Source organism: Methylobacterium sp. PvR107, from assembly GCF_017833295.1.
GTDB lineage: Bacteria > Pseudomonadota > Alphaproteobacteria > Rhizobiales > Beijerinckiaceae > Methylobacterium.
Map to the genome: position 1 here is coordinate 1,122,729 of NZ_JAFIBW010000001.1, position 20,774 is coordinate 1,143,502.

17 protein-coding genes are annotated in these 20,774 nt (G+C 70.4%); 10 read left to right on the plus strand and 7 right to left on the minus strand.

What is annotated here, in order from left to right:
• Positions 1 to 29: 29 nt before the first annotated feature.
• Positions 30 to 764, minus strand: coding sequence for a hypothetical protein (locus tag JOE48_RS05170; RefSeq protein ID WP_245252715.1), 735 nt, complete (start codon positions 762 to 764; stop codon positions 30 to 32).
• Between the two features lie 84 nt (positions 765 to 848).
• Positions 849 to 2,357: a leucyl aminopeptidase gene (locus JOE48_RS05175; protein ID WP_210028452.1), complete on the minus strand. Its 1,509-nt coding sequence runs from the start codon at positions 2,355 to 2,357 to the stop codon at positions 849 to 851.
• 348 nt (positions 2,358 to 2,705) lie between these two features.
• Here JOE48_RS05175 and lptF point away from each other — a divergent pair, with 348 nt between their 5' ends.
• From lptF to rsmA, 5 genes are all read left to right on the plus strand, one after another.
• Positions 2,706 to 3,866, plus strand: coding sequence for an LPS export ABC transporter permease LptF (gene lptF / locus JOE48_RS05180; RefSeq protein ID WP_210028453.1), 1,161 nt, complete (start codon positions 2,706 to 2,708; stop codon positions 3,864 to 3,866).
• 7 nt (positions 3,867 to 3,873) lie between these two features.
• Positions 3,874 to 4,962, plus strand: coding sequence for an LPS export ABC transporter permease LptG (gene lptG / locus JOE48_RS05185; protein ID WP_210035571.1), 1,089 nt, complete (start codon positions 3,874 to 3,876; stop codon positions 4,960 to 4,962).
• A gap of 77 nt (positions 4,963 to 5,039) precedes the next feature.
• Positions 5,040 to 7,619, plus strand: coding sequence for an LPS-assembly protein LptD (locus tag JOE48_RS05190; RefSeq protein WP_210028454.1), 2,580 nt, complete (start codon positions 5,040 to 5,042; stop codon positions 7,617 to 7,619).
• A gap of 293 nt (positions 7,620 to 7,912) precedes the next feature.
• Positions 7,913 to 9,031 (plus strand): 4-hydroxythreonine-4-phosphate dehydrogenase PdxA, encoded by a 1,119-nt coding sequence (gene pdxA / locus JOE48_RS05195; protein WP_210028455.1) that lies wholly within the window; start codon positions 7,913 to 7,915, stop codon positions 9,029 to 9,031.
• Positions 9,032 to 9,040: 9 nt separating this feature from the next.
• Positions 9,041 to 9,919: a 16S rRNA (adenine(1518)-N(6)/adenine(1519)-N(6))-dimethyltransferase RsmA gene (gene rsmA / locus JOE48_RS05200; protein WP_210028456.1), complete on the plus strand. Its 879-nt coding sequence runs from the start codon at positions 9,041 to 9,043 to the stop codon at positions 9,917 to 9,919.
• A gap of 46 nt (positions 9,920 to 9,965) precedes the next feature.
• Here the strand turns inward: rsmA and JOE48_RS05205 are convergent, their stop codons facing one another.
• From JOE48_RS05205 to JOE48_RS05215, 3 genes are all read right to left on the minus strand, one after another.
• Complete coding sequence (locus tag JOE48_RS05205) at positions 9,966 to 10,937, minus strand: TIM44-like domain-containing protein (protein WP_210028459.1); 972 nt, start codon at positions 10,935 to 10,937, stop codon at positions 9,966 to 9,968.
• Between the two features lie 109 nt (positions 10,938 to 11,046).
• Positions 11,047 to 12,144 (minus strand): two-component system sensor histidine kinase NtrB, encoded by a 1,098-nt coding sequence (locus JOE48_RS05210; protein WP_210028460.1) that lies wholly within the window; start codon positions 12,142 to 12,144, stop codon positions 11,047 to 11,049.
• A 107-nt stretch (positions 12,145 to 12,251) separates the two neighbouring features.
• Positions 12,252 to 12,884, minus strand: coding sequence for a helix-turn-helix transcriptional regulator (locus JOE48_RS05215; protein ID WP_210028461.1), 633 nt, complete (start codon positions 12,882 to 12,884; stop codon positions 12,252 to 12,254).
• A 316-nt stretch (positions 12,885 to 13,200) separates the two neighbouring features.
• Here JOE48_RS05215 and JOE48_RS05220 point away from each other — a divergent pair, with 316 nt between their 5' ends.
• The 4 genes from JOE48_RS05220 (at position 13,201) to JOE48_RS05235 (ending at position 17,554) form a co-directional block, all read left to right on the plus strand.
• Positions 13,201 to 13,551, plus strand: a complete 351-nt coding sequence (locus JOE48_RS05220; protein ID WP_210028463.1) for a DUF952 domain-containing protein — start codon at positions 13,201 to 13,203, stop codon at positions 13,549 to 13,551.
• Complete coding sequence (locus JOE48_RS05225; protein WP_210028465.1) at positions 13,548 to 14,624, plus strand: quinone-dependent dihydroorotate dehydrogenase; 1,077 nt, start codon at positions 13,548 to 13,550, stop codon at positions 14,622 to 14,624. Before JOE48_RS05220 ends, JOE48_RS05225 begins: the two co-directional genes overlap by 4 nt.
• Before the next feature lie 327 nt (positions 14,625 to 14,951).
• Positions 14,952 to 17,249, plus strand: coding sequence for an FdhF/YdeP family oxidoreductase (locus JOE48_RS05230; protein WP_210028467.1), 2,298 nt, complete (start codon positions 14,952 to 14,954; stop codon positions 17,247 to 17,249).
• Positions 17,246 to 17,554 (plus strand): hypothetical protein, encoded by a 309-nt coding sequence (locus tag JOE48_RS05235; protein ID WP_210028468.1) that lies wholly within the window; start codon positions 17,246 to 17,248, stop codon positions 17,552 to 17,554. Before JOE48_RS05230 ends, JOE48_RS05235 begins: the two co-directional genes overlap by 4 nt.
• A gap of 101 nt (positions 17,555 to 17,655) precedes the next feature.
• On the opposite strand, the gene JOE48_RS05240 is transcribed toward JOE48_RS05235, so the two are convergent.
• Complete coding sequence (locus JOE48_RS05240; RefSeq protein WP_210028470.1) at positions 17,656 to 18,549, minus strand: HpcH/HpaI aldolase/citrate lyase family protein; 894 nt, start codon at positions 18,547 to 18,549, stop codon at positions 17,656 to 17,658.
• A gap of 216 nt (positions 18,550 to 18,765) precedes the next feature.
• Between JOE48_RS05240 and JOE48_RS05245 the strand changes: the two genes are divergently transcribed.
• Positions 18,766 to 19,101, plus strand: coding sequence for a hypothetical protein (locus JOE48_RS05245; protein WP_210028471.1), 336 nt, complete (start codon positions 18,766 to 18,768; stop codon positions 19,099 to 19,101).
• Positions 19,102 to 19,113: 12 nt separating this feature from the next.
• Here the strand turns inward: JOE48_RS05245 and JOE48_RS05250 are convergent, their stop codons facing one another.
• Entirely contained in the window at positions 19,114 to 20,478 is a 1,365-nt protein-coding gene (locus JOE48_RS05250; protein ID WP_210028472.1) for an MATE family efflux transporter, read from the minus strand.
• Between the last annotated feature and the right edge of the window lie 296 nt (positions 20,479 to 20,774).

Here is a 20,774-nt window from a genome sequence, read left to right on the forward strand (position 1 = left end):
AACAGAGGCCGGCCCGCAAGGCAGAGGCCCTAGGGGGCTCGACGACGCCGGCTCAATGTCGCCAGCGCGGCATGCGGCAGGGCGGCGGCGACCAGGAGGAGCGCTGCCAGACCGGCCTCGTCGGGCCGCAGCGCGCGGTGCGGCCAGGGACCGAGTCCCAGGCTGCCGCCGAGACCGATCATTGCCGCGCCGAACCAGAGGGCCAGGAAGGCCAGGAGGCCCGAGCCGACCCTGCGGAGCCGCGGCCTCAGGGCGCGGTTCGCCGCGATCACGAACAGGCCGAGCACGCCGCCGAACACCGCCGCCGCCACGCCCGCGCCCAGCCCGTAGGCCAGCCAGAGGGGCTGGTGCGTGAGGAACGCCATCCCGCCCGTGGCGAAGCCGGCGCGCAGGACGAGGCCCCCGAAGGTCGGGTAGAGGCCGGCGAGCAGCAGGATCGCCGCGCCCGCGAGGCCAAACAGGAGACGGCGCGGCACGGAGGCCGGGCCGGGCTCCGCCGCCGTGGTCGCAAGATGCGCCAGACCGTAGACCAGCGCGAAGGCGAAGAGCGGATAGCGCCCGGCGAAGTACCCGAAGACCCAGGGCTCGGCGACCTCAGGGACCGCCGAGCGCTGGCTGAAGCCGGTCCCTGCCACGAGCGCCAGGGCGACCAGCATGGCTAGGATCGGGATCGACGCCTCCAGCAGGCTGCCGCTCCGGTGCCGCCGAACCGCGACGCTTGTGCGGGCCGGTTCGAATGCGGCTTGCGACGGCGCAGGCATCATGCAGGCTCCCGAGCCGGGCGCGGAGTCCGAATCGCGCGGTTGGCCCGCTTACGGAACGGACCCGATGGCGGTCCGCCCGCGATCCTACCGGGCCTCGTAATGATCCTGGATCAGCCGGTCGAGCAGCCGGACGCCCCAGCCCGCGCCCCAGCTGCGGTTGATCTCGCTCGCGTTCGACGACATCGCCACGCCGGCGATGTCGAGATGCGCCCACGGCACGTCCTCGACGTAGCGCTTGATGAACGAGGCCGCGGTGGCGGCGCCGCCGTGACGGCCGCCGGTGTTCTTCATGTCGGCGAACTTGGAATCGATCGCCTTGTCGTAGGCGGGGATCAGCGGCATCCGCCAGACCTTCTCGCCGGTGGCCTCGCCGGCGGCGTTGATGTTGCCCGCCAGCGTGTCGTCGTTCGAGAACATCCCGGCAATGTCCTGGCCGAGTGCCACGATGATGGCCCCGGTCAGCGTCGCGAGGTCGACGATCGCCTTGGGCTTGGCGCTGCGGACGATGTGGGTGATCACGTCGGCCAGAACGAGTCGACCCTCGGCGTCGGTGTTGATCACCTCGATGGTCTGGCCCGACATCGACGTCACGATGTCGGAGGGCCGGTAGGCGCCGCCGTCCGGCATGTTCTCGACGATGCCGATGGCGCCGACCACGTTGCAGCGCGCCTTGCGGGCCGCGAGCGCGCGAACCGCGCCGACGACGGCGGCCGCGCCGCCCATATCGCCCTTCATGTCCTCCATGCCGCCGCCGGGCTTGATGGAGATGCCGCCGGAATCGAAGATCACGCCCTTGCCGATCAGGGCCACGGGGGCCTCGCCGGCGGGGCCGCCGTTCCAGCGCATGATGACGACCCGCGGCTCGCGGACGGAGCCCTGAGCCACGGCCAGCAGCGCGCCCATGCCGAGCTCGTGCATCCGCGCGGGCTCCAGCACCTCGATCTCGACGCCGAGCTTCGACAGGTCCGAGGCCCGCCGGGCGAATTCCTCCGGGAAGAGCACGTTCGGCGGCTCGTTCACGAGGTCGCGCGCCAGGATCACGCTCTCCGAGAGCGTCCGGGCGTTCTCGCCCGCGCGCGCCGCGCCCTGGTCGGCGAGCAGGAGGGTCAGCGCCGTGCCGGACTTCTCGTCGGCATCGGGCTTCTTCTTGGTCTTATAGCGGTCGAATGTGTAGTTGCGCAGCCGCGCGCCGAGGGCGAACTCGCCGGCCTGCGCCGCCGTCACCGTCGCGCCCGGCCAGTCGAGCACCACCCGGGCGGTCCGTCCCGCCACCTTGCTGGCGGTGAAGCCGCCGAGCACCGGCCAGTCGGTCTTGGCACGGTCCTTCTCGGAGCCGAGGCCGACGACGACGAGGCGGTCGGCCTTGACGCCCGAAGGGGCCGGGAGGCTCAGGGCCGTCAGCGACCGGCCCTTGAACTTCTCCGAGGACGCGGCGCGGGCGACGAGATCCGCCCCGGGGGCGCCCAACACGTCGCGGGCGGCCGCTCCGAGGACGAGATCGTCACCGACGAAAACCACGAGATCGCCCGATCCGCCGGAACCCTGGCCGCTCTGTTCCAGGGGGCCGAAACCGATCTCGATACCGTCCGCCATGCCCGTCGCCCTGACCGTTATCCCGGAGCTGCACTACGCACCCGCGCGCCGCACAGGTCATCCGCCCTGTGTAGCCGCTGATGCGGAGAACGCAACGCGGCGCGACAGCCCTGGAATCGCCCCTTTTGTCGGGTCCCTGCCCTTCCGAGGGCGCGAGAGAGTAGGGTCACGGACGCGGGTTAACGCATCGCACCGTTTTGGGCTTGGATGAGGCGGATACCGACGACGCCGTCATTCCGGCCCTGCTGCGCAGTCCCGGAATGACGGGCGTGCCAGCCTGCGTGCGAAGCGGTTCAGCCGATCCGGTTTGCGGCCTTACGCCAGAGGACGAGCGGGACTGCCGGGCCGATGAGGCAGATCGAACGCTACATCTTTCGCATCGCCCTGGGCGCCACCCTCGCCTGCCTGGTCGGGCTGACCGGGACGATCTGGCTCACGCAGGCGCTGCGCGAGCTCGACCTCGTGACCGCCAAGGGGCAGACCCTGCTGGTGTTCCTGTTCGTCACGGGCCTGTCGCTGCCGACGCTGCTCGTGGTGATCGCCCCGGTGGCCCTGTTCATCGGCACGATCTACGCGCTGAACAAGCTCAACGGCGATTCCGAGCTGATCGTCATGTCGGCGGCCGGGATGCCGCCGCGCTCGCTCCTGCGGCCGTTCCTGACACTGGCGCTGATCGTCAGCTTCCTGGTCGGCTTCCTGGTGGTTGTGGTCATGCCGGCGAGCTTCCAAGAGCTGCGCGACGTGATCACCCGGGTCCGCGGCGACTTCATCGCCAATGTCGTCAAGGAGGGGCAGTTCACTCAGCTCGACAACGGCATCACCTTCCATTTTCGCGAGCGCGGGCCGGGCGGCACCCTCAAGGGGCTGTTCATCCAGGACCGGCGCGAGGCCGGAAAGACCAAGGTCTATCTCGCCGACCGGGGCAACGCGGTCGATATCGATGGACAGAGCTACCTGATCCTGGAGAACGGCAGCGTCCACCAGCAGCAGAAGGACTCGCGCGATTCCTCGATCCTGACCTTCGAGCGCTACACGATCGACCTCGCCGCGTTCGCGCCGCCCGATTCCGACACGATCTACAAGCCGCGCGAGCGCTCGACGGCGCAGCTCCTGTTCCCGGATACGACCGAGGGCTACTATAAGCTCCAGAAAGGCCGCTTCCGGGCCGAGCTGCACGACCGGCTCTCCGCATGCCTCTACCCGCTGGCGCTCGTCTTCATCGCCTTCGCGGCTCTGGGCGATCCCCGCACGACCCGCCAGGGACGCGGCTTGGCGGTCGCCGGGGCGATCCTCGCGGTGGTCGGCCTGCGCATCGCGGGTTTCGCGGCAGCGAGCGCCGCCGCGCGCAGCCAGGGTGCGGTGGCGGCCGTCTACGGCGCGCCGCTGCTCGCCATCGCGCTCTCCTGCCTCCTGATCTTCTTCGGCCCGCGGGTGCGCGCGTTCAACGCCGCCCTGGTCCGAGGAACCTGGGGCTTGGTGCGCGGGCAGCGCCTCGCGCCGGCGGCCTGATCCGATGATGCTGATCGGTCCGACCCTCGGGCGGTACTTCGCCGCCCGCTTCGCCCGCACGGTGCTCGGCGTCTTCGTCACCGTCTTCGCGCTGGTCTACACGCTGGATTTCGTCGAGCTCCTGCGCCGCGCCGGCGAGACCCAGGGCGCTTCCACGGGGCTCATGGCCCAGCTCTCCCTCTACCGCACCCCCGCGGTGGCGGAAGGCGTGCTGCCCTTCGCGGTCCTGTTCGGGTCGATGGCGGCCCTGCTGCAACTCTCGCGCAAGCTGGAACTGGTGGTCGCCCGGGCCGCCGGGATCTCGGCGTGGCAGTTCCTGCAGCCCGGCGTCTTCGTAGCGTTGGCGCTCGGCGCAGTGGCGGTCGGGGTCTACAACCCGGTCTCGGCGATGCTGAAGCAGCGCTCGACCGAGATCGAGGCGAAGATTTTCGCCAAAGCCACCAAGGCCGGCTCGGGCAAGGATCTCTGGATCCGCCAGCGGGGTCCCGACGGCGAGGCGATCCTGCGCGCCGAAACCGCGATCGAAGGTACCACGACGCTCGCGGGCGTCTCGGTCTTCACCTTCGACGAGGCCGGAAAGTTCGCCGAGCAGCTCGTCGCGGCGCGCGCGACGCTCCGCGACGGCTACTGGGAGCTCTCCGATGTGCGCGTTCTCACACCGGACGCACCCCCTGAGTCGTTCGACACCTACCTGATCGCCTCGAACCTGGACCCCGGGCAGGTGCGCCAGCGCTTCACGCCTCCGGAATCTGTGCCTTTCTGGCAACTTCCCACAACCATCGCGCGCACCGAGCGGGCCGGTTTGGACGCCACGCGATACCGCCTTCAGTACGATGTGCTGTGGGCAAGGCCGGTGCTGTTCGTCGCCATGGTTATCGTCGCGGCAACCGTTTCCTTACGGTTCTTCCGCTTTGGTGGTGTCGGCAAACTCGTCCTCGGTGGCGTCGCGGCCGGCTTCGCTCTCTACGTGATCCGACAGGTCATGGAGGGGCTGGGCGCGTCCGGACTCGTCGCTGCACCGGTGGCGGCCTGGTTCCCCGCCGTGGTAGGCAGTCTTCTCGGTACGCTCACGCTTCTGTACCAGGAAGACGGCTGACATCCGCGATCCTTCGCGGGCAGGGAGACGGGTGTTGAGGTTCGTGGCGGTGGACGTCACAGGGGTTGGGACACGCGTTGCGTAAGGTCGCCGACATCCTGCGGAAGGCCGGGCTCCTGGCCGCGCTGGCGCTCGCCGTGCCCCTGGCCGGCGGAGTGTCCGCGCACGCCCAGGGTCTGCCCGCCGTGAAGGCCGGCAAGCCCGGCGACAAGCTCCTCGTCGAGGCCGACGAGCTGATCTACGACAACGATCGCAGCACGGTGACGGCCCGCGGCAATGCCGAGCTGCATTACGGCCCCCGTACGCTCCAGGCCGACCGCGTCCGCTACGACCGCAACACCGGCCGCGTCTTCGCCGAGGGCAATGTCCGGCTGACCGAGGCCGATGGCGGGGTCGTGACCGGCGAGCGCATGGAGCTCACCGACGATTTCAAGACCGGCTTCGTCGACGCGTTCCGCGGCCAGCAGACCGTTCAGCGCAAGTTCGAGACCGTGCGGACCCGCTTTTCCGCACCGCGGGCCGAGCGGCTGAACGGCGAGCAGACGAGTTTCGAGTCCGGCAGCTACACCGCCTGCGAGCCCTGCAAAGACAACCCCGAGACGCCGCCGCTCTGGCAGATCAAGGCGAGGAAGATCGTCCACGACAACGAGACCCATACGGTCTACTTCGACGAGTCCACGCTGGAACTCGCCGGGATTCCGGTTGCCTACCTGCCGTATTTCGAGGCGCCGGACCCGACCGTGAAGCGCAAGACCGGCTTCCTGACGCCGCGCTTCATCACGACGACCGCGCTCGGCAACGGCGTGTCGCTGCCGTACTTCATCGATCTCGCGCCGAACTACGACCTGACGCTGACGCCGACCTTGCTCAGCCGTCAGGGGCTGCTCGGCCAGGGCGAGTTCCGCCAGCGGATCGACAACGGCTTCTACAACATCCGCCTGTCGGGCATCTCGCAGACGACGCCCTCCGCCTTCCTGCCGAGCCCGCTGGGTGCCGGCGAGCGCGACTTCCGCGGCTCGGTGGAATCGCAGGGCCGGTTCTACATCAACCCGCGCTGGCGCACCGGCTGGGACCTCGTCGGCGTCACCGACAAGTGGTTCCTCGACAATTACCGGATCCGCAACCAGAACATCACCACGGATTATTTCCGTGAGGCGACCTCGACCGCCTACCTGATCGGTCAGGGCGACCGCTCGTGGTTCGAGGCGCGCGGCTATTACTTCAAGGGCCTGTCGAGCTTCGACTGGCAGAAGCAACAGCCGATCGTCGCGCCGGTCATCGATTACGACAAGCGTATCAACGGTCCGTCCGAGATCGGTGGCGAGGTCCGCTTCCAGGCCAACATCACCAGCCTGACCCGCGAGAGCACGCAGTACCAGGGCCTGCCCCGCACCTCGAGCTACCTGTTCTCGCCGAGCGTGAACGGCGTCAGCTTCCCGCTCTACCAGACCTGCACGATCTTCCAGCGCGGCACCTGCCTGATCCAGGGGCTGGCCGGCACCAACACCCGCGCCTCCGCCGAGCTGTCCTGGCGCCGCAGCTTCATCGACGATTTCGGCCAGAAGTTCACGCCGTTCGCGTATCTGCGCACCGACGCGTTCTTCACCAACCCGAGCTTCTCCGGCTACCAGAACGACCTCGCCCCGCAGGTGGCCAAGATCGATGACGGCTTCGCCGGCCGGGTCATGCCGGCGGTCGGCCTCGACTACCGCTACCCGTTCGTCGCCAATTTCGGCGCCCTCGGCGTCCACACGCTGGAGCCGATCGGCCAGATCATCGCCCGCCCGTCGGAAACCCGGATCGGCCGCCTGCCCAACGAGGACGCGCAGAGCCTCGTCTTCGACGACACGTCGCTGTTCGAATGGGACAAGTTCTCGGGCTACGACCGGGTCGAGGGCGGCGTGCGCACCAACCTCGGCGGCCAGTACTCCGTCGTGACGCCGTCCGGCTGGTACGCGAACGTGCTGTTCGGCGAGTCGATTCAGCTCGCGGGCGTCAACTCGTTCCGGCGCGGCGACATCGCCAATGTCGGCCTCGATTCCGGCCTGGAGACGCAGCGGTCCGACTTCGTCGGCCGGTTCCAGGTCTCGCCGAACCAGAACATCACGTTCATCACCCGGGCGCGGTTCAACCAGGCCGACTTCCACGTCGCGCGGTTCGAGACCGGCGCCACGGCGCGGTTCGCGCCGTTCCTGCCCCTGACCGTGTCGGCCTTCTACTCGTACTACGAGGCGCAGCCGCTGCTCGGCTACAGCCACTACCGCGAGGGCATCACCGCCACCGCGACCTACAACATCACGCCGAACTGGTTCCTCTCGGGCTCGCTGCTCGTCGACCTGACGCACTATCTCGACGTGCGCAACACCTACACGGACGCTCTGTCGTCCTACCTGGCGAACCCGATCGGCACCGTGCCGATCTATCAGAACCCTGGTCGGTTCTATCTGTCGGGCGCGAGCTTCGGCGGCGGCTATCAGGACGAGTGCACCACCGTCTCGCTGAACTACATCAACTCGCCGATCGCGACCGCCACAGGCGTGCGTGAGCGCAACCAGACCGTGCTGCTGCGCGTCGAGCTGAAGACGCTGGGCGAGGCGGATCTGCGCCAGAACGTCGGCACCGCCACCACGGCGGACGGCATCGCCTCGGTGCGGTAAGGCCCCGCCGGCCGATGGGACGACCGGTCTCCTGAATCGGCCTCGGCGGCCTGATCGAAGCACACCGTCGCTCCGGGGCACCGCAGGCGAGGCCGGCACCCAGACGCGCCATCGCTGCCTTTGCCTGGCTCGTTTGCGGCTCTGGATTCCGGGCTCCGCAGCGCGGCCCCGGAATGACGGGCTGGATCCAGGGCTTCGCACCAACCGCGCCCGCGCCGCGTGCCCCGCCCTCCGCATCACGAACGGCCCACGCCGAGGATGCACCCGCGCCGCGCGGGCGCTATAGACCGTCCATGCCGCCCCTTGCCCTCACCCTCGGAGACCCGGCCGGGATTGGTCCGGAGCTGGCGCTCAGCGCCTGGCTCGGGCGCGGCGGTGCCGCGCCGCTGCCGCCGTTCTTCCTCGTGGGCGATCCGGCCTTCATCGAGCGCCTCGCCAACCACCTGAACCGGCCGGTCCCCGTGGCCGAGGTCGATCCCGAGACGGCGGCCGAGGTGTTTCCCCGCGCCCTGCCGGTGGTGCCGCTGCCGAGCGGCGCGCGCGTGTCCGCCGTGCCCGGCGTTCCCGATCCCGTCAATGCCGGCGCCACCATCGAGTCGATCACGGCCGCGGTCGGCTTCGTGAGGGCGGGGCGCGCCAGCGCCGTGGTGACCAATCCGATCGCCAAGTTCGTGCTGACCCGGACCGGCTTCGCCTATCCGGGCCACACCGAATTTCTGGCTGCCCTGTCGGTGCCTGCCGGCCGCACGCCGCCTCGGCCGGTGATGATGATCTGGAGCGCGGAGCTCTCGGTGGTGCCGGTGACGATCCACGTCCCGCTCAGGGACGTGCCGGGCCTCCTCACCCAGGAACTCGTCGAGGAGACCGCGGCCATCGTGGCCCGGGACCTGCGGGACCGGTTCGGCCTGCCCGAGCCGCGCCTCGTCCTCGCGGGCCTGAACCCGCATGCCGGCGAGGCCGGTACGATCGGCCATGAGGACCGCGACGTGCTCGCCCCGGCGGTGGCGAGGCTGAGGGCGCAGGGGATCGACATCCGCGGGCCCCTGCCCGCGGACACCCTGTTCCATGCCCGAGCCCGCGAATCCTACGACGTCGCCCTGGCGCCGACCCACGATCAGGCCCTGATCCCGATCAAGACCATCGCGTTCGACGACGGCGTCAACGTCACCCTCGGGCTGCCGTTCGTGCGGACCTCGCCCGATCACGGCACCGCCTTCGACATCGCCGGCAAGGGCGTCGCGCGGCCCGACAGCCTGATCGCGGCTCTGCGTCTTGCCGACAGGCTGGCGGCGACCGAGGCCGGCCGCACCGGGGCGGTGCCGGACGGGTGCGAGGTCATTCCGTTCAGCATCTATGCCGGCCGGCCGCGGTCGGCCGGCGCCCGACACTTCGACCCCGAGGATGAGCTGTGAGCGCGTGCCGTGACCGCCAGTGACGGCCTGCCGCCGCTCCGCGACGTCGTCGCCCGGCACGGTCTGGAGCCCAAGAAGGCGCTCGGCCAGAACTTCCTCTACGATCTGAACCTCACCGGCCGGATCGCCCGGGCCGCCGGGCCGCTGGAGGGCGTCACGGTGGTGGAGGTCGGTCCGGGGCCGGGCGGCCTGACCCGGGCGCTGCTGGCCGAGGGTGCCGCGCGCGTGGTGGCGATCGAGCGCGACCCGCGTGCCCTGCCGGCGCTCGCGGAGATCGCCGCCCATTATCCGGGCCGGCTCGATGTGATCGATGCCGACGCGCTGGCCTTCGATCCGCGGCCGGTCGTGGGCTCGGGGCCGGTCCGGATCGTCGCCAACCTGCCGTACAATGTCGGCACCGCCCTGCTCACGGGCTGGCTCGACGGCGAGGTCTGGCCGCCCTGGTGGGATCAGGCCGTGCTGATGTTTCAGCGCGAGGTCGCCGAGCGCATCGTCGCCGGGCCCGAGACCCGGGCGGATTACGGCCGGCTCGGCGTCCTCTGCGGCTGGCGCACCGAGGCCGAGATCCTGTTCGACGTCAGCCCCTCGGCGTTCGTGCCGCCCCCGAAGGTGACGTCGAGCGTGGTGCGGCTGGTGCCGCGTGCGCAGCCCCTGCCCTGCCGGGCCAAGGCCCTGGAAGCCGTGACCCGGGCGGCGTTCGGTCAGCGCCGCAAGATGCTGCGCCAGAGCCTCAAGGCGCTGACCCCCGATGCCGGCGCCCTGCTGGCCGCGGCGCGGCTGTCCGAGACGGCGCGGGCCGAGGAGATTCCTGTGGCCGGCTTCGTCGATCTCGCCAATCTGTGGGATGGACACAGAAACGCCGGCACCGCGGTGACGGCGCCGGCGTGAAGGGAACGGTCGGGGCTCAGGCCCGGAGGCCGGAGCGCTGTCGCGATCAGCGGGTCTGCTGGATCGCCGAGAGCACCCAGCCGCGGCCGGGCTGGCGCAGGAAGGTCCAGATCTCCGTCGCCTCGGAGGAGTCGGTCTGGACGACGCGGCCGCCGTTCCGCTCGATCATCACGTCCTTGAGCGCGTAGCGCATCGCCACCGTGGCGTAGTCGTTGCGATCCTCGCCCCAGGCCTCCGCCAGGTCGCCCTGGAGCAGCTTCACGTCCGAGATCTTGTTCACCACGCCGCGGGCCGCGTTGTTGCGCAACTCCTCATCGAAGTAGCTCACCATTTCGGGCGTGGAGAGGTTGCCGAGGGTCACGCGATCCTCGCGGGAATAGGCATCCTGAATGTCGCCGAGCAGCCGCTCGAACGCCTGGTAATCGGCCGGGCCGATCTGCACGGGACGGGTCTGCGGCGGGCGCTGGCCGCCTCCGAACATGCCGGCCGTGGGGCCGCCCTGAGCACCGCCCATGGGGCCGCGGGATCCCTGCTGATCGTCGAGGGACGAGCGTGCGTAGGGCGCACCGGCGCCGGCAGGCTCGTTCCGGCGCCGGAAGAAGCGGAGGGCCATCATCACGACGAGCACCACGAGACCGACCTGGAACAGCAGGCCGATCATCGAGGCCAAGCCGCCGAGGCCCCCGAAGAAGCCGCCGCCGAGCAGGGCACCGATCAGGCCGACGCCGAGCAGGCCCGCGAAGAAGCCGCCGCCGAACCGGCGGCCGGTCGCGGCCGGAGCCTGCATGCCGGGGCTGCCCATGCCCGGGGATGGCGCGGTCTGCGAGCGCTGCATCGTCATGCCGCCGCCGGGCGCGGTCGGCGTCGCCGACGGCGCCGTATAGGTGCGCGAGCCGCGGGATCCGAAGGAGCTGCCGCCGCCCGGACGGGCTTCAGCGACGGGCGCCGCGACGGTCAGCGCCGTGGCCAGCGCCAGGAGGGCGGCCACGCGCCGGCGGCGCGAAATCTGGGTCAGCATGTACACGCCTCTAGGGACGAGAATCGATCGGCGCAGAGCGCCAGTGACGATATGGTAACGGCTCAGGACGGGTTTTAGTCCTGCGCGCTGATTCCGGCGCGCAGCGTGCTTAATGCAGCGTGCGCTCGGGTGCCGCCGGAAACGACAGCCGGACTTGCGTGCCCTCAGCGGGCCGGCTGTCCAGGGTGATGGTCCCGTTCTGGCGCTTCATCAGGCCGTGCACGATTGCGAGGCCCGCCCCGCGCCCGGCCTCGCGGCTGGTCTGGAACGGCGCCAGGGCCCGCGCGAGCATTTCCGGCGACATCCCCTGGCCCGTATCGGAAACCGCGATCCCGACGATACCCTCGTCCGGCTGCTGCATCGCCCGGTCGCCGGGGTCGACCCGGTAGGTCGAGAGCGTGAGGGTGCCGCCGGACGGCATGGCCTCGCAGGCATTGGCGACCAGATGCCGCAGGGCGAATTCGATCTGCGTCGGGTTGCTGATTGCCCGCGGCAGGCCCGGCGTGGCCGACACGACGAGATGGATCCCGGGCGGCAGTTCGGGCGCGAGGCGCCCTGCGAGATCCGCCACGATCGCGTCGAGATCGACCGCGCGCACATCCGGGGCGATGCGCCGTGAATAGGCCAGCAGCTGGCGCGTGAGGATCGCGGCCCGCTCGGTCGCATCGGCGGAGCGGGAGATCGCGCGTTGGATGAACGGCTCCTCGCGGTCGCCGAGGCGGCGCTTCAAGCCGTCGATGTATCCGATCAGGATCTGCAGGAAGTTGTTGAACTCGTGCGCCACGCTGTTGGTGAGCAGGCCGAGCGCCTCGCGCTGGCGCGAAAGCGCCAGCGCCCCCTCCGCCTCGCGGCGGCCCGTGACGTTCAGGATCTGCCCGATGCGGAAGGCCGAGCCGGGCAGCGGCACCGTCGTCAGGCAGGCCCAGAAGTTCGTTCCGTCCGCGCAGGCGGCGGGAAACTCCTGGTCACCGTCCTGAAGCGGGTCGGGCCCGCTCGCCCGCGGCGCCAGGATCAGGTCGAGGCCGCGATCGATGAGGTCGGCCGCCGGAAAGCCCGTCAGGCGTTCGGCGGATGGATTGACGTGGAGGATCCGGCCCGCCGCATCGAAGAGGAGGCTCGCCGTCGGCAGGGCATCGAGCAGCGTGCGGGCTTCGTCTGTGAGCGTCGCGCCCGGACCTGCTCCATGGACCGTCCCCGGCTGCGCCATGCTCACTTCGCACCGAGGTTATGCGGAAGACCCGCGACGGCCAACCGATAGCGACGAACCGTGTTCCGGCCAAGCCGCGGGGCGCGATCGGGCACGGAACCGGCCCGCTACTGGCGCACCCACATCACCCGGGCCATCCAGGCGACCTCGCCGAGATTCAGCAGCCGGTCCTCGTGCTCCGGGTTGAGCGAGGCCAGTTCCACGGTCCGGGCCGTGCGCCGCTTCAACTCCTTGGCGAGCACCTCGCCGCCATGCAGGCGCACCACGACGCGATCGCCCTTGCGCACGCTCGCGGTGGGCGAGACGATCAGCACGTCCCCGTCGCGGAACAGGGGCAGCATGGAATCGCCCTGGATCTCGAGGGCGAAGGCCCGTTCCTCACCGAGATCCGGAAACTCGATCTCCTCCCAGCCGGCCCCCCCGGTGGGCATGCCCTCGTCGGTGAAGAGGCGGCCGGCGCCGGCCTGGGTCAGGCCGATCAGCGGGACCATCGTGCGCGCCGGGACCTCCCGGGCCTCGATCAGCCGCAGGAACTCGTCCAGGCTGGACCCGGTCGCGGCCAGAACCTTCGACACCGACTCGGTGGATGGCCAGCGCTTGCGCCCGTCGGCGCCCACGCGTTTCGAGCGGTTGAAGCTCGTGGCATCCAGCCCCGCCCGCCGGGCGAGCCCGGAGGCCGAGAAGCCGTGCCGCTCTGCGAGCCTGTCGATGGCGTTCCAGATCTGCTCGTGCGACAGCATAGCGGGCTCGGAGACTCACCCTGAGCGGGCTGGCGCCTCCGTCTCGCCAGCCGAGATTCGGCTGCCTCGGAGGCAAAGGGACGATCTTCCCGCCGGGTACGCTCAGCGCCCGCCGGGTACGCGCCGAAATACTGGACAATTCGCGATCCGGTACGGGTCACCCGCCTCGGACACGGCTTTGTGACGGTCAGCCTAGTCGTAGGAAAGTAGAACTACGGGCAGCAGAATGCAATCGCTCCACGAATCCGACGGACGTCCCGGAGTTGCCGAGGATGCGCCGCGCCTCTATCGACGCGTCGGTTTTCGGGGAGCTTCGATGCCGCTCATCTACAAGATCTGTCCGCGCACGCTCTGGCGCGAGGCGGAGGCCGCAGGCCGTTTCACGGGGGCGCCGGTCGACCGGCAGGACGGCTTCATCCACTTCTCCACGGCCGCCCAGGTCGCCGAAACCGCCGCCCGCCATTTCGCCGGACAGGATGATCTGCTCATCGTCGCCGTCGAGCCCGGGTCGCTCGGGGATGACCTGCGCTACGAGCTCTCCCGCGGTGGGGATCTGTTCCCGCATCTCTACGCTGCGCTGCCGCTCGAGGCAGTGCGTTCGGTGGATGCGCTTCCCCTCGGCACGGATGGGCGCCACGTCTTTCCGGCCGGGCTTCTGCCGGCATGATCGACGTCGCCTTTCCCCTCGTCCGGCCGCTGCTCCACGGCCTCGATGCCGAGCGCGCGCATGACCTGACGCTGCGGGCGCTGGCGCTGTTGCCGTCCGGCCGCAGGCGTGCGGACGATTCGCGACTCGCGGTCGACCTGCTCGGCCGCCGCTTCCCCAATCCGGTCGGCCTCGCGGCCGGCTTCGACAAGGGTGCCCGTGTGCCCGACGCGCTGCTCGGCCTCGGCTTCGGCTTCGTCGAGGTCGGCGGGGTCGTGCCGCGGCCGCAGCCGGGCAACCCGCAGCCGCGGGTGTTCCGCCTCACGGCGGACCGCGCCGTGATCAACCGCTACGGCCTCAACAGCGAAGGGCTCGCGGTGGTGGCCGCCCGATTGCGCGCCCGGGCAGGACGGCCCGGCATCGTCGGCGTCAATATCGGCGCCAACAAGGATTCGGCCGACCGCCTCGCCGACTACGCGGCCTGCACGGCGGCGCTGGCGCCGCTCGTCGATTTCGTCACCGTCAACGTTTCCTCGCCGAACACGCCGGGTCTGCGCGACCTGCAGGGCGAGGCATTCCTGGACGAGTTGCTCGCCCGGACGGTCGAGGCCCGCGACGTGGCCGGAGCCTCGGCCGCGATCCTCCTGAAGATCGCGCCCGACTTGGCGCTGGACGCCCTCGACGCGGTCTGCGCGACGGCGCTCCGGCGTGGGGTGCAGGCCCTCGTCGTCTCGAACACCACGGTCGCGCGACCCGCGAACCTGGTCGAGCAGGCCCTCGCTCGGGAGACCGGTGGGCTGTCCGGCCGCCCCCTGTTCGGTCCGGCGACCCGGATGCTGGCGCAGACCCGCCTGCGGGTCGGAGACAGCCTGCCCCTGGTGGGGGTCGGCGGCGTCGATTCCGCGGAGGCCGCCTGGACCAAGATCCTCGCCGGCGCCAGCCTCGTGCAGCTCTACTCGGCGCTGGTCTACGAGGGGCCGGGATTGGTCGGGCGCATCAAGGCGGGGCTCGTCCGGCGCATGAATCAGGAAGGAATCACCGCGCTCCGGCAGGTCGTCGGGCGCGACGCCGCAGATCTGGCCCGCGGCGCGTGATACGGATCCCCGTCCCAAGGCGCCGCCCACAGCTGTCTTTGTGAGCGGAGCGAAGCAATCCGATCGGCGCCACGATCCGGCGTGTCGCGCCGCCCTGGATCGCTTCGCTGCGCTCGCGACGACGGGGCGGAGTCCGGGAAGACCTGACCAGCCCATGCCTTTGGCGATCCGTCTTCGCCGCTCAATTTAGAAAGGCTTTGCGGAGCGGGAGCTTAGCCTGTGTCCCGCGCATGAGGGGCCTGCGCGCGCACGCCATTGTGAGGGCGGCGCGGAGACGCTTATCTCGCCTCTGCGAGACACCTCGCATCACCCAATCCAGGACGGTTCATGGCCCAATCTGAAGGGTCTTCCAAGCGCTCATCCGCGGCCGGCGGCTGGGGCGCTCTGAAGAGCTGCGGCAAGCACCTGCTCGGCAGCCGCGCGCCGCTCACCGGGGCCCGCGCCCTGTTGAAGGCCAACCAGCCCGACGGGTTCGACTGCCCCGGCTGCGCCTGGGGCGACCCGGAGCACGGCTCGTCCTTCGAGTTCTGCGAGAACGGCGTCAAGGCGGTCTCCTGGGAGGCCACCGACAAGCGCACGAAGCCGTCCTTCTTCGCCAAGCACACCCTGACCGAGCTGCGCACCTGGAGCGACTACGCCCTGGAGGGCCAGGGCCGCCTGACGCACCCGATGCGCTACGACGCGGCCAGCGACCGCTACCTGCCGGTGGGCTGGGACGAGGCCTTCGCGGAGATCGGCGCGACCTTGCGCGGGCTCGACCATCCGGATCAGGCCGAGTTCTACACCTCGGGCCGGGCCTCGAACGAAGCCGCTTACCTGTATCAGCTCTTCGCCCGCGCCTACGGGACCAACAATTTTCCCGACTGCTCGAACATGTGCCACGAGGCCAGCGGCGTCGCGCTGATCGACGCGATCGGCATCGGCAAGGGCACGGTGCTGCTGGAAGATTTCGAGAAGGCGGACGCGATCTTCTGCGTCGGCCAGAACCCCGGCACCAACCATCCGCGCATGCTCGGCGACCTGCGCCGGGCGGCCGAGCGCGGTGCCAAGGTCGTGGTGCTCAACCCGGTGCGCGAGCGCGGCCTGGAGCGCTTCGCCGACCCGCAGAACACGGTCGAGATGCTGCGCGGTTCGAGCCGCCCGATCGCCAGCCACTATCTCCAGCCGCGCTCGGGCGGCGACATGGCGGCCTTCCGGGGCATCGCCAAGATCGTGTTCGCCCGCGACGCCGAGGCCCTGGCGGCCGGCCGGCCCTCGCTCCTGGATCGCGCGTTCGTGGAGCACCACACCGCGGGACTCGTGGCCTACCGAGCGGCTGTCGATGCGACCTCCTGGGACGCGATCCTCGACCAATCCGGCCTGACCCCGGACGAGATCGCCGCGATGGCGGACGTCTATCTCGGCGCCGAGCGGGTCATCGCGACCTGGGCCATGGGCGTGACCCAGCATCGTCACTCGGTGGCGACGATCCGGGAGATCGCCAACCTGCTGTTCCTGCGCGGCCATATCGGCCGGCCCGGCGCGGGCCTGTGCCCGGTGCGCGGCCATTCCAACGTCCAGGGCGACCGGACCGTCGGCATCAACGAGCGCCCGGCCGGTTCCTTCCTTGACGCCCTGGAGCAGCATTTCGGTCTCGCCATGCCGCGCCGGCACGGCCACAACGTCCTGGCGGCGATCCGCGCCATGCGGGACGGCACGTCGAAGGCCTTCATCGGGCTCGGCGGCAACTTCCTGCGGGCCACCCCCGACACCCCCGTGGTGGCTCAGGCGCTCGCCTCCTGCCGCCTCACCGTGCACATCGCCACGAAGCTCAACCACGCCCATCTGGTGCCGGGCGCGGTCGGCTACCTGCTGCCCTGCCTCGGCCGGACGGAGATCGACCGCAACGACGAGGGCAAGATCCAGATCGTGACCGTCGAGGATTCGATGAGCATGGTCCACGGGTCGGGGGGCATCAACAAGCCGGCCTCGAAGGCGCTGCGCTCGGAGATCGCCATCATCGCCGGCATGGCGCAGGCGACGGTCGGATCGTCGTCCATCGATTGGGCGGGGTTCGCGGCGGATTACGACCGGATTCGCGAGGCGATCGCCGCCACCATCCCGGGATTTTCCGAGTACAACACCCGGGTGCGCAAGCCGCGCGGCTTCATGCTGCGCAACCTCGCCGCCGAGCGGGTGTTCGACACCGGCACGGGACGCGCCAATTTCTCGGCGGACGCCCTCCCCGCCGAGACCGAGCATCAGGCCGCCCAGAAGGCGCGCCACACCTACGTGCTGCAGACCTTCCGCAGCCACGACCAGTACAACACCACGATCTACGGCCTGGATGACCGCTACCGGGGTGTCTATGGCGAGCGCCGCGTCGTGTTCGCCCATCCGGACGATCTTGCGGAGATCCGCGACCGGCTCGGCGAGCGCGTCGACATCGTCGGCACGCACGACGACGGCGTCACCCGGCGGGCCGAGGATTTCCGCCTCGTGCCGTTCGACATGCCGCGGGGATCGCTGGCCGGCTATTATCCGGAGCTGAACGTGCTGGTGCCGCTCTCGACCTTCGGCGAGAAGAGCGACACGCCGACCTCCAAGTCGGTGCTGGTCACTCTGCAGGCGCGCGCCGCGGCGTGAGCGACGCGCCCGATGAGGCGGGGTTCGTCGCCGCCCTCGACCGGGTGTCGGCCGCGCATCCCGGGCTGCCGTCCCTGGAGACGGGTCTCCTGGCGGCGCTCCACCTCGGCCTGCCCGGCGACAGCCGCGCCTTCGCCCGCACCTTCGAGGTGGAGCACGCCCTCGTGCTGCGGGCGCTGGTCGGGCTAGAGGAAGCCGGGCTGGTCACCGTCACGGCGCGGGATGGGCGCACCCAGCGGACGCGCTACACCACCGCCGATTCACCAGCCTCGGTGCCGCCGTCCCCGCCGTCCTCACGATCGTAGCGAAGTCAGCCGGGGCAGCGGGACATCGCCGAGCGTGGCGGTTCCGGACGGCTTCGCGCCGCTCGCAAGGACGGGTGCGCAACGATCGGGCGGAGCCGCGCTCAGAAGCCCTTCGCCTTGATCGCCTCGGCCCAGGTCACCGCCCGGCGGTTCACGCCGAGATGCTGCCGCTCGTAGAGCCGTCCCTCCAGCTTGATCGCGCCGCGCTTGGCGTATTCCGGCCGCTCGAAGGCCTCGATCACCAGCTTGGCCCGGCGCACCTCCTCGTCGGTCGGCGCGAAGGACGTGTTGGCCGGTTCCAGCTGCGTGGGGTGGATCAGGGTCTTGCCGTCGAACCCGAGATCGCGCGCCTGCCGGCACTCGTCGCGGCACCCCTCCGTGTCGGCGATGTCGTTGTAGACGCCGTCGAGGATGGCGAGCCCCTCGGCCCGGGCCGCGGCCAGCGCCATCATCATCCAGGGCAGCATCGGCACGCGGCCGGGAACGATCTTCGCCCAGGTGTCCTTGGCGAGGTCGTTGGTGCCGAGCACGAGGCAGGTCAGGCGGTTGCGCGGGTCGCGCTTGGCGCGGGCGATCTCCTGGATGTTCAGGATCGAGGCCGGCGTCTCGATCATCGCCCAGATCGCGATGCCCTCCGGCGCATCGAGCGATTCGAGCCGGTCGGCGATGCTCTCCAGCACGGCCGGGGACGACACCTTCGGCATCAGGATCGCGTCGGGCTTGGCCTCGATCGCCGCGTGCAGATCGGCCTCGCCCCAGGGCGTCTGAGGGGCGTTGACGCGAATGATAAGCTCGCGGTCGCCATAGGCCCCGCTCTTGACCGCGGCGCAGACCTGCTCGCGGGCGATCTCCTTCTCCTCCGGCCCGACCGCGTCCTCGAGGTCGAGGATGATGCTGTCGACCGGGAGCGACTTCGCCTTGTCGAGGGCCCGCTGGTTGGAGCCGGGCATGTACAATACGCTCCGGCGCAGGCGCAGGTCTGTCGTCGTTGCCATGGGCTTCTCCCGCATGCGGCCGCCCGGCGGCCGGCCGTCGTTGCGGTGCACCCTAAAGCACGCGCACGGCCATTCCACACCCCATTGGTCGGGACCGGTGAGTCCGCTCACGGTTTGACACCGGGGCCGGTCATCACGGATGGCAGCCGCGGTTTGGTCACGTTCCGACGTTTAAAGGCCGACCCAAGTCAGTTCTGAGACGTCGGATTTACAGGCATGCACAAGACCTTGGTTGTCCTTGCACTGGTCGGCGCCCTCGGCGCACCGGGAACGGCTTGGGCGCAGAGCCGGACCACGATGGGCGTCGGCTCGGGCGCCGTCGCGGGCGCCCTTGTCGGCGGGCCGATCGGCGCGGTCGCGGGCGCGGTGGTCGGCGGCTTCGTGGGCAATTCGACGGAGCGGGGGCGCCGTCATGTCCGGCGCGGCCGTCGCTACGGCTACGCCGGCACGCGGCGGTCCTACGCGCGCCGCGCGGAGGCCGAGATGCCGCGTGCGACGGGCCCCGTCGCGCGGCCCGCTCCGACGCGCACGGGCTGGAAGGATCCGCACTAGGACCGCCGCGACTCAGGCTGCCCGTTCGAGAGGCGACGCGCTTCCCTCCCCGAACGTCCTGCGGGCCAGGGCCGGAAAGGCGATCGCCTGGCCCAGGCCCCGGGCGCCGAGGAACACCACGAAGGCGAGCCACAGCCCGGTATTGCCGAGGCCCAGAACCTGGACGATCGCCAGCATCGCGCAATAGGCGGCCAGCGCGCACAGCATCAGGTCACGCATCGCCCGCGTCCACGTCGCGCCGATATAGATTCCGTCGAAGGCGAAGGGCGCTGCGGCGGCGAGGGGTGCCAGCGCGGCGAACAGCAGATAGGCCCGCGCGGTCTCGCGCACCGGCCCGCTGGTGGTGACGAAATCGATGAAGCCGTGGCCGCCCGCGAGCGAGAGCAGGCTGACGGCGAGCCCGAAGCCGAGGCACCAGCGCAGGCACAGGGACGCGGCGCCTCGGAAGGCCGCGGCATCCCGGGCGCCGACCGCCTGGCCGCACAGGGTCTCGGCCGCCGTGGCAAAGCCATCGAGGAAGAAGCCGCCGATCAGGAAGAGATTCCACAGGACCGAGTTGGCGGCGAGCACCACGTCGCCCTGCCGGGCCCCGAGGGCCGAGAACAGCACGATGCCGGTGATCAGCGCCAGCGTCCGCAAGATCACGTCGATGTTGACGCTGAGCGTCCGCCGGAGCGCCGCGGCATCGCGCAGGTCGCGCACCGGCACCCGGAACGGCTTCGACCCGAGGCGCGCCAGGACGACCAGACCGAGGCCGAGCCCTGTCGCCTCGGCGCAGACGGTCGCCAAGGCCGCCCCCATCAGCCCGAGGCCGAAGCCCAGGACGAGGACGAGGGTCAGCGCGATATTGGCCAGGTTGATCGCCACCTGCAGCAGCAGGCCGAGATCGGTGCGCCCGCGGCCCAGCACCGATCCGAGCACGCCGTAATTCGCCAGCACGAAGGGCGCGGACAGGATGCGGATGTGGAAGTAGACCGCCAAGCCGGCGACGACGGTGTCGCTGGCGCCGCTGATCGCGAAGGCGACCTGTGCCAGCGGCCATTGCAGCGCCATCAGGATCAGGCCGATCAGACCACCCGCCGCCAGCGTCCGGGCCAGGATCCGGTCGACCTCCGCATCGTCGCGGGCACCCACCGCCTGGGCGGTCAGGCCCGCGGTCGCCATGCGCAGGGTGCCGAAGGACCAGAAGATCGCATCGAAGATCACCGCACCGAGGGCCACGGCGCCGAGGAGCGCGGCATCGCCGAGCCGGCCGATCACCGCCGCGCCGACGAAGCCGAGCATCGGCGTGGTGACGTTCGCCAGCGTCATCGGGAGCGCCAGAGCCAGCACGCGGCGGTGCGTCGGCCGGCCGGGACTGACCAGAGCGTGTGTCATACCGCAAGCCTAGCAATCGTGACGCGATCGAAAACCCTCAAGACCGCAACCGCGAGATGCACCAACGCCGGACGTGCCGCTGTGCGCAGGCCTACGGATCTCGTCGGCTCGCCGATATGATGGCCGTCATTCCGGGGCGCCACGGGCGAGCCCGGAAACCAGACGTGCTGTCGCTTCAGATCCTGGAGCATCGTCGGGTCTGGATCCCGGGCTCCGCTGCCGCGGCCACCGGATGACGGGGCAGCCACGCTGTGTGAGTGGCTCCGGATCGTCGCCGACACGCACGATCACGGCGT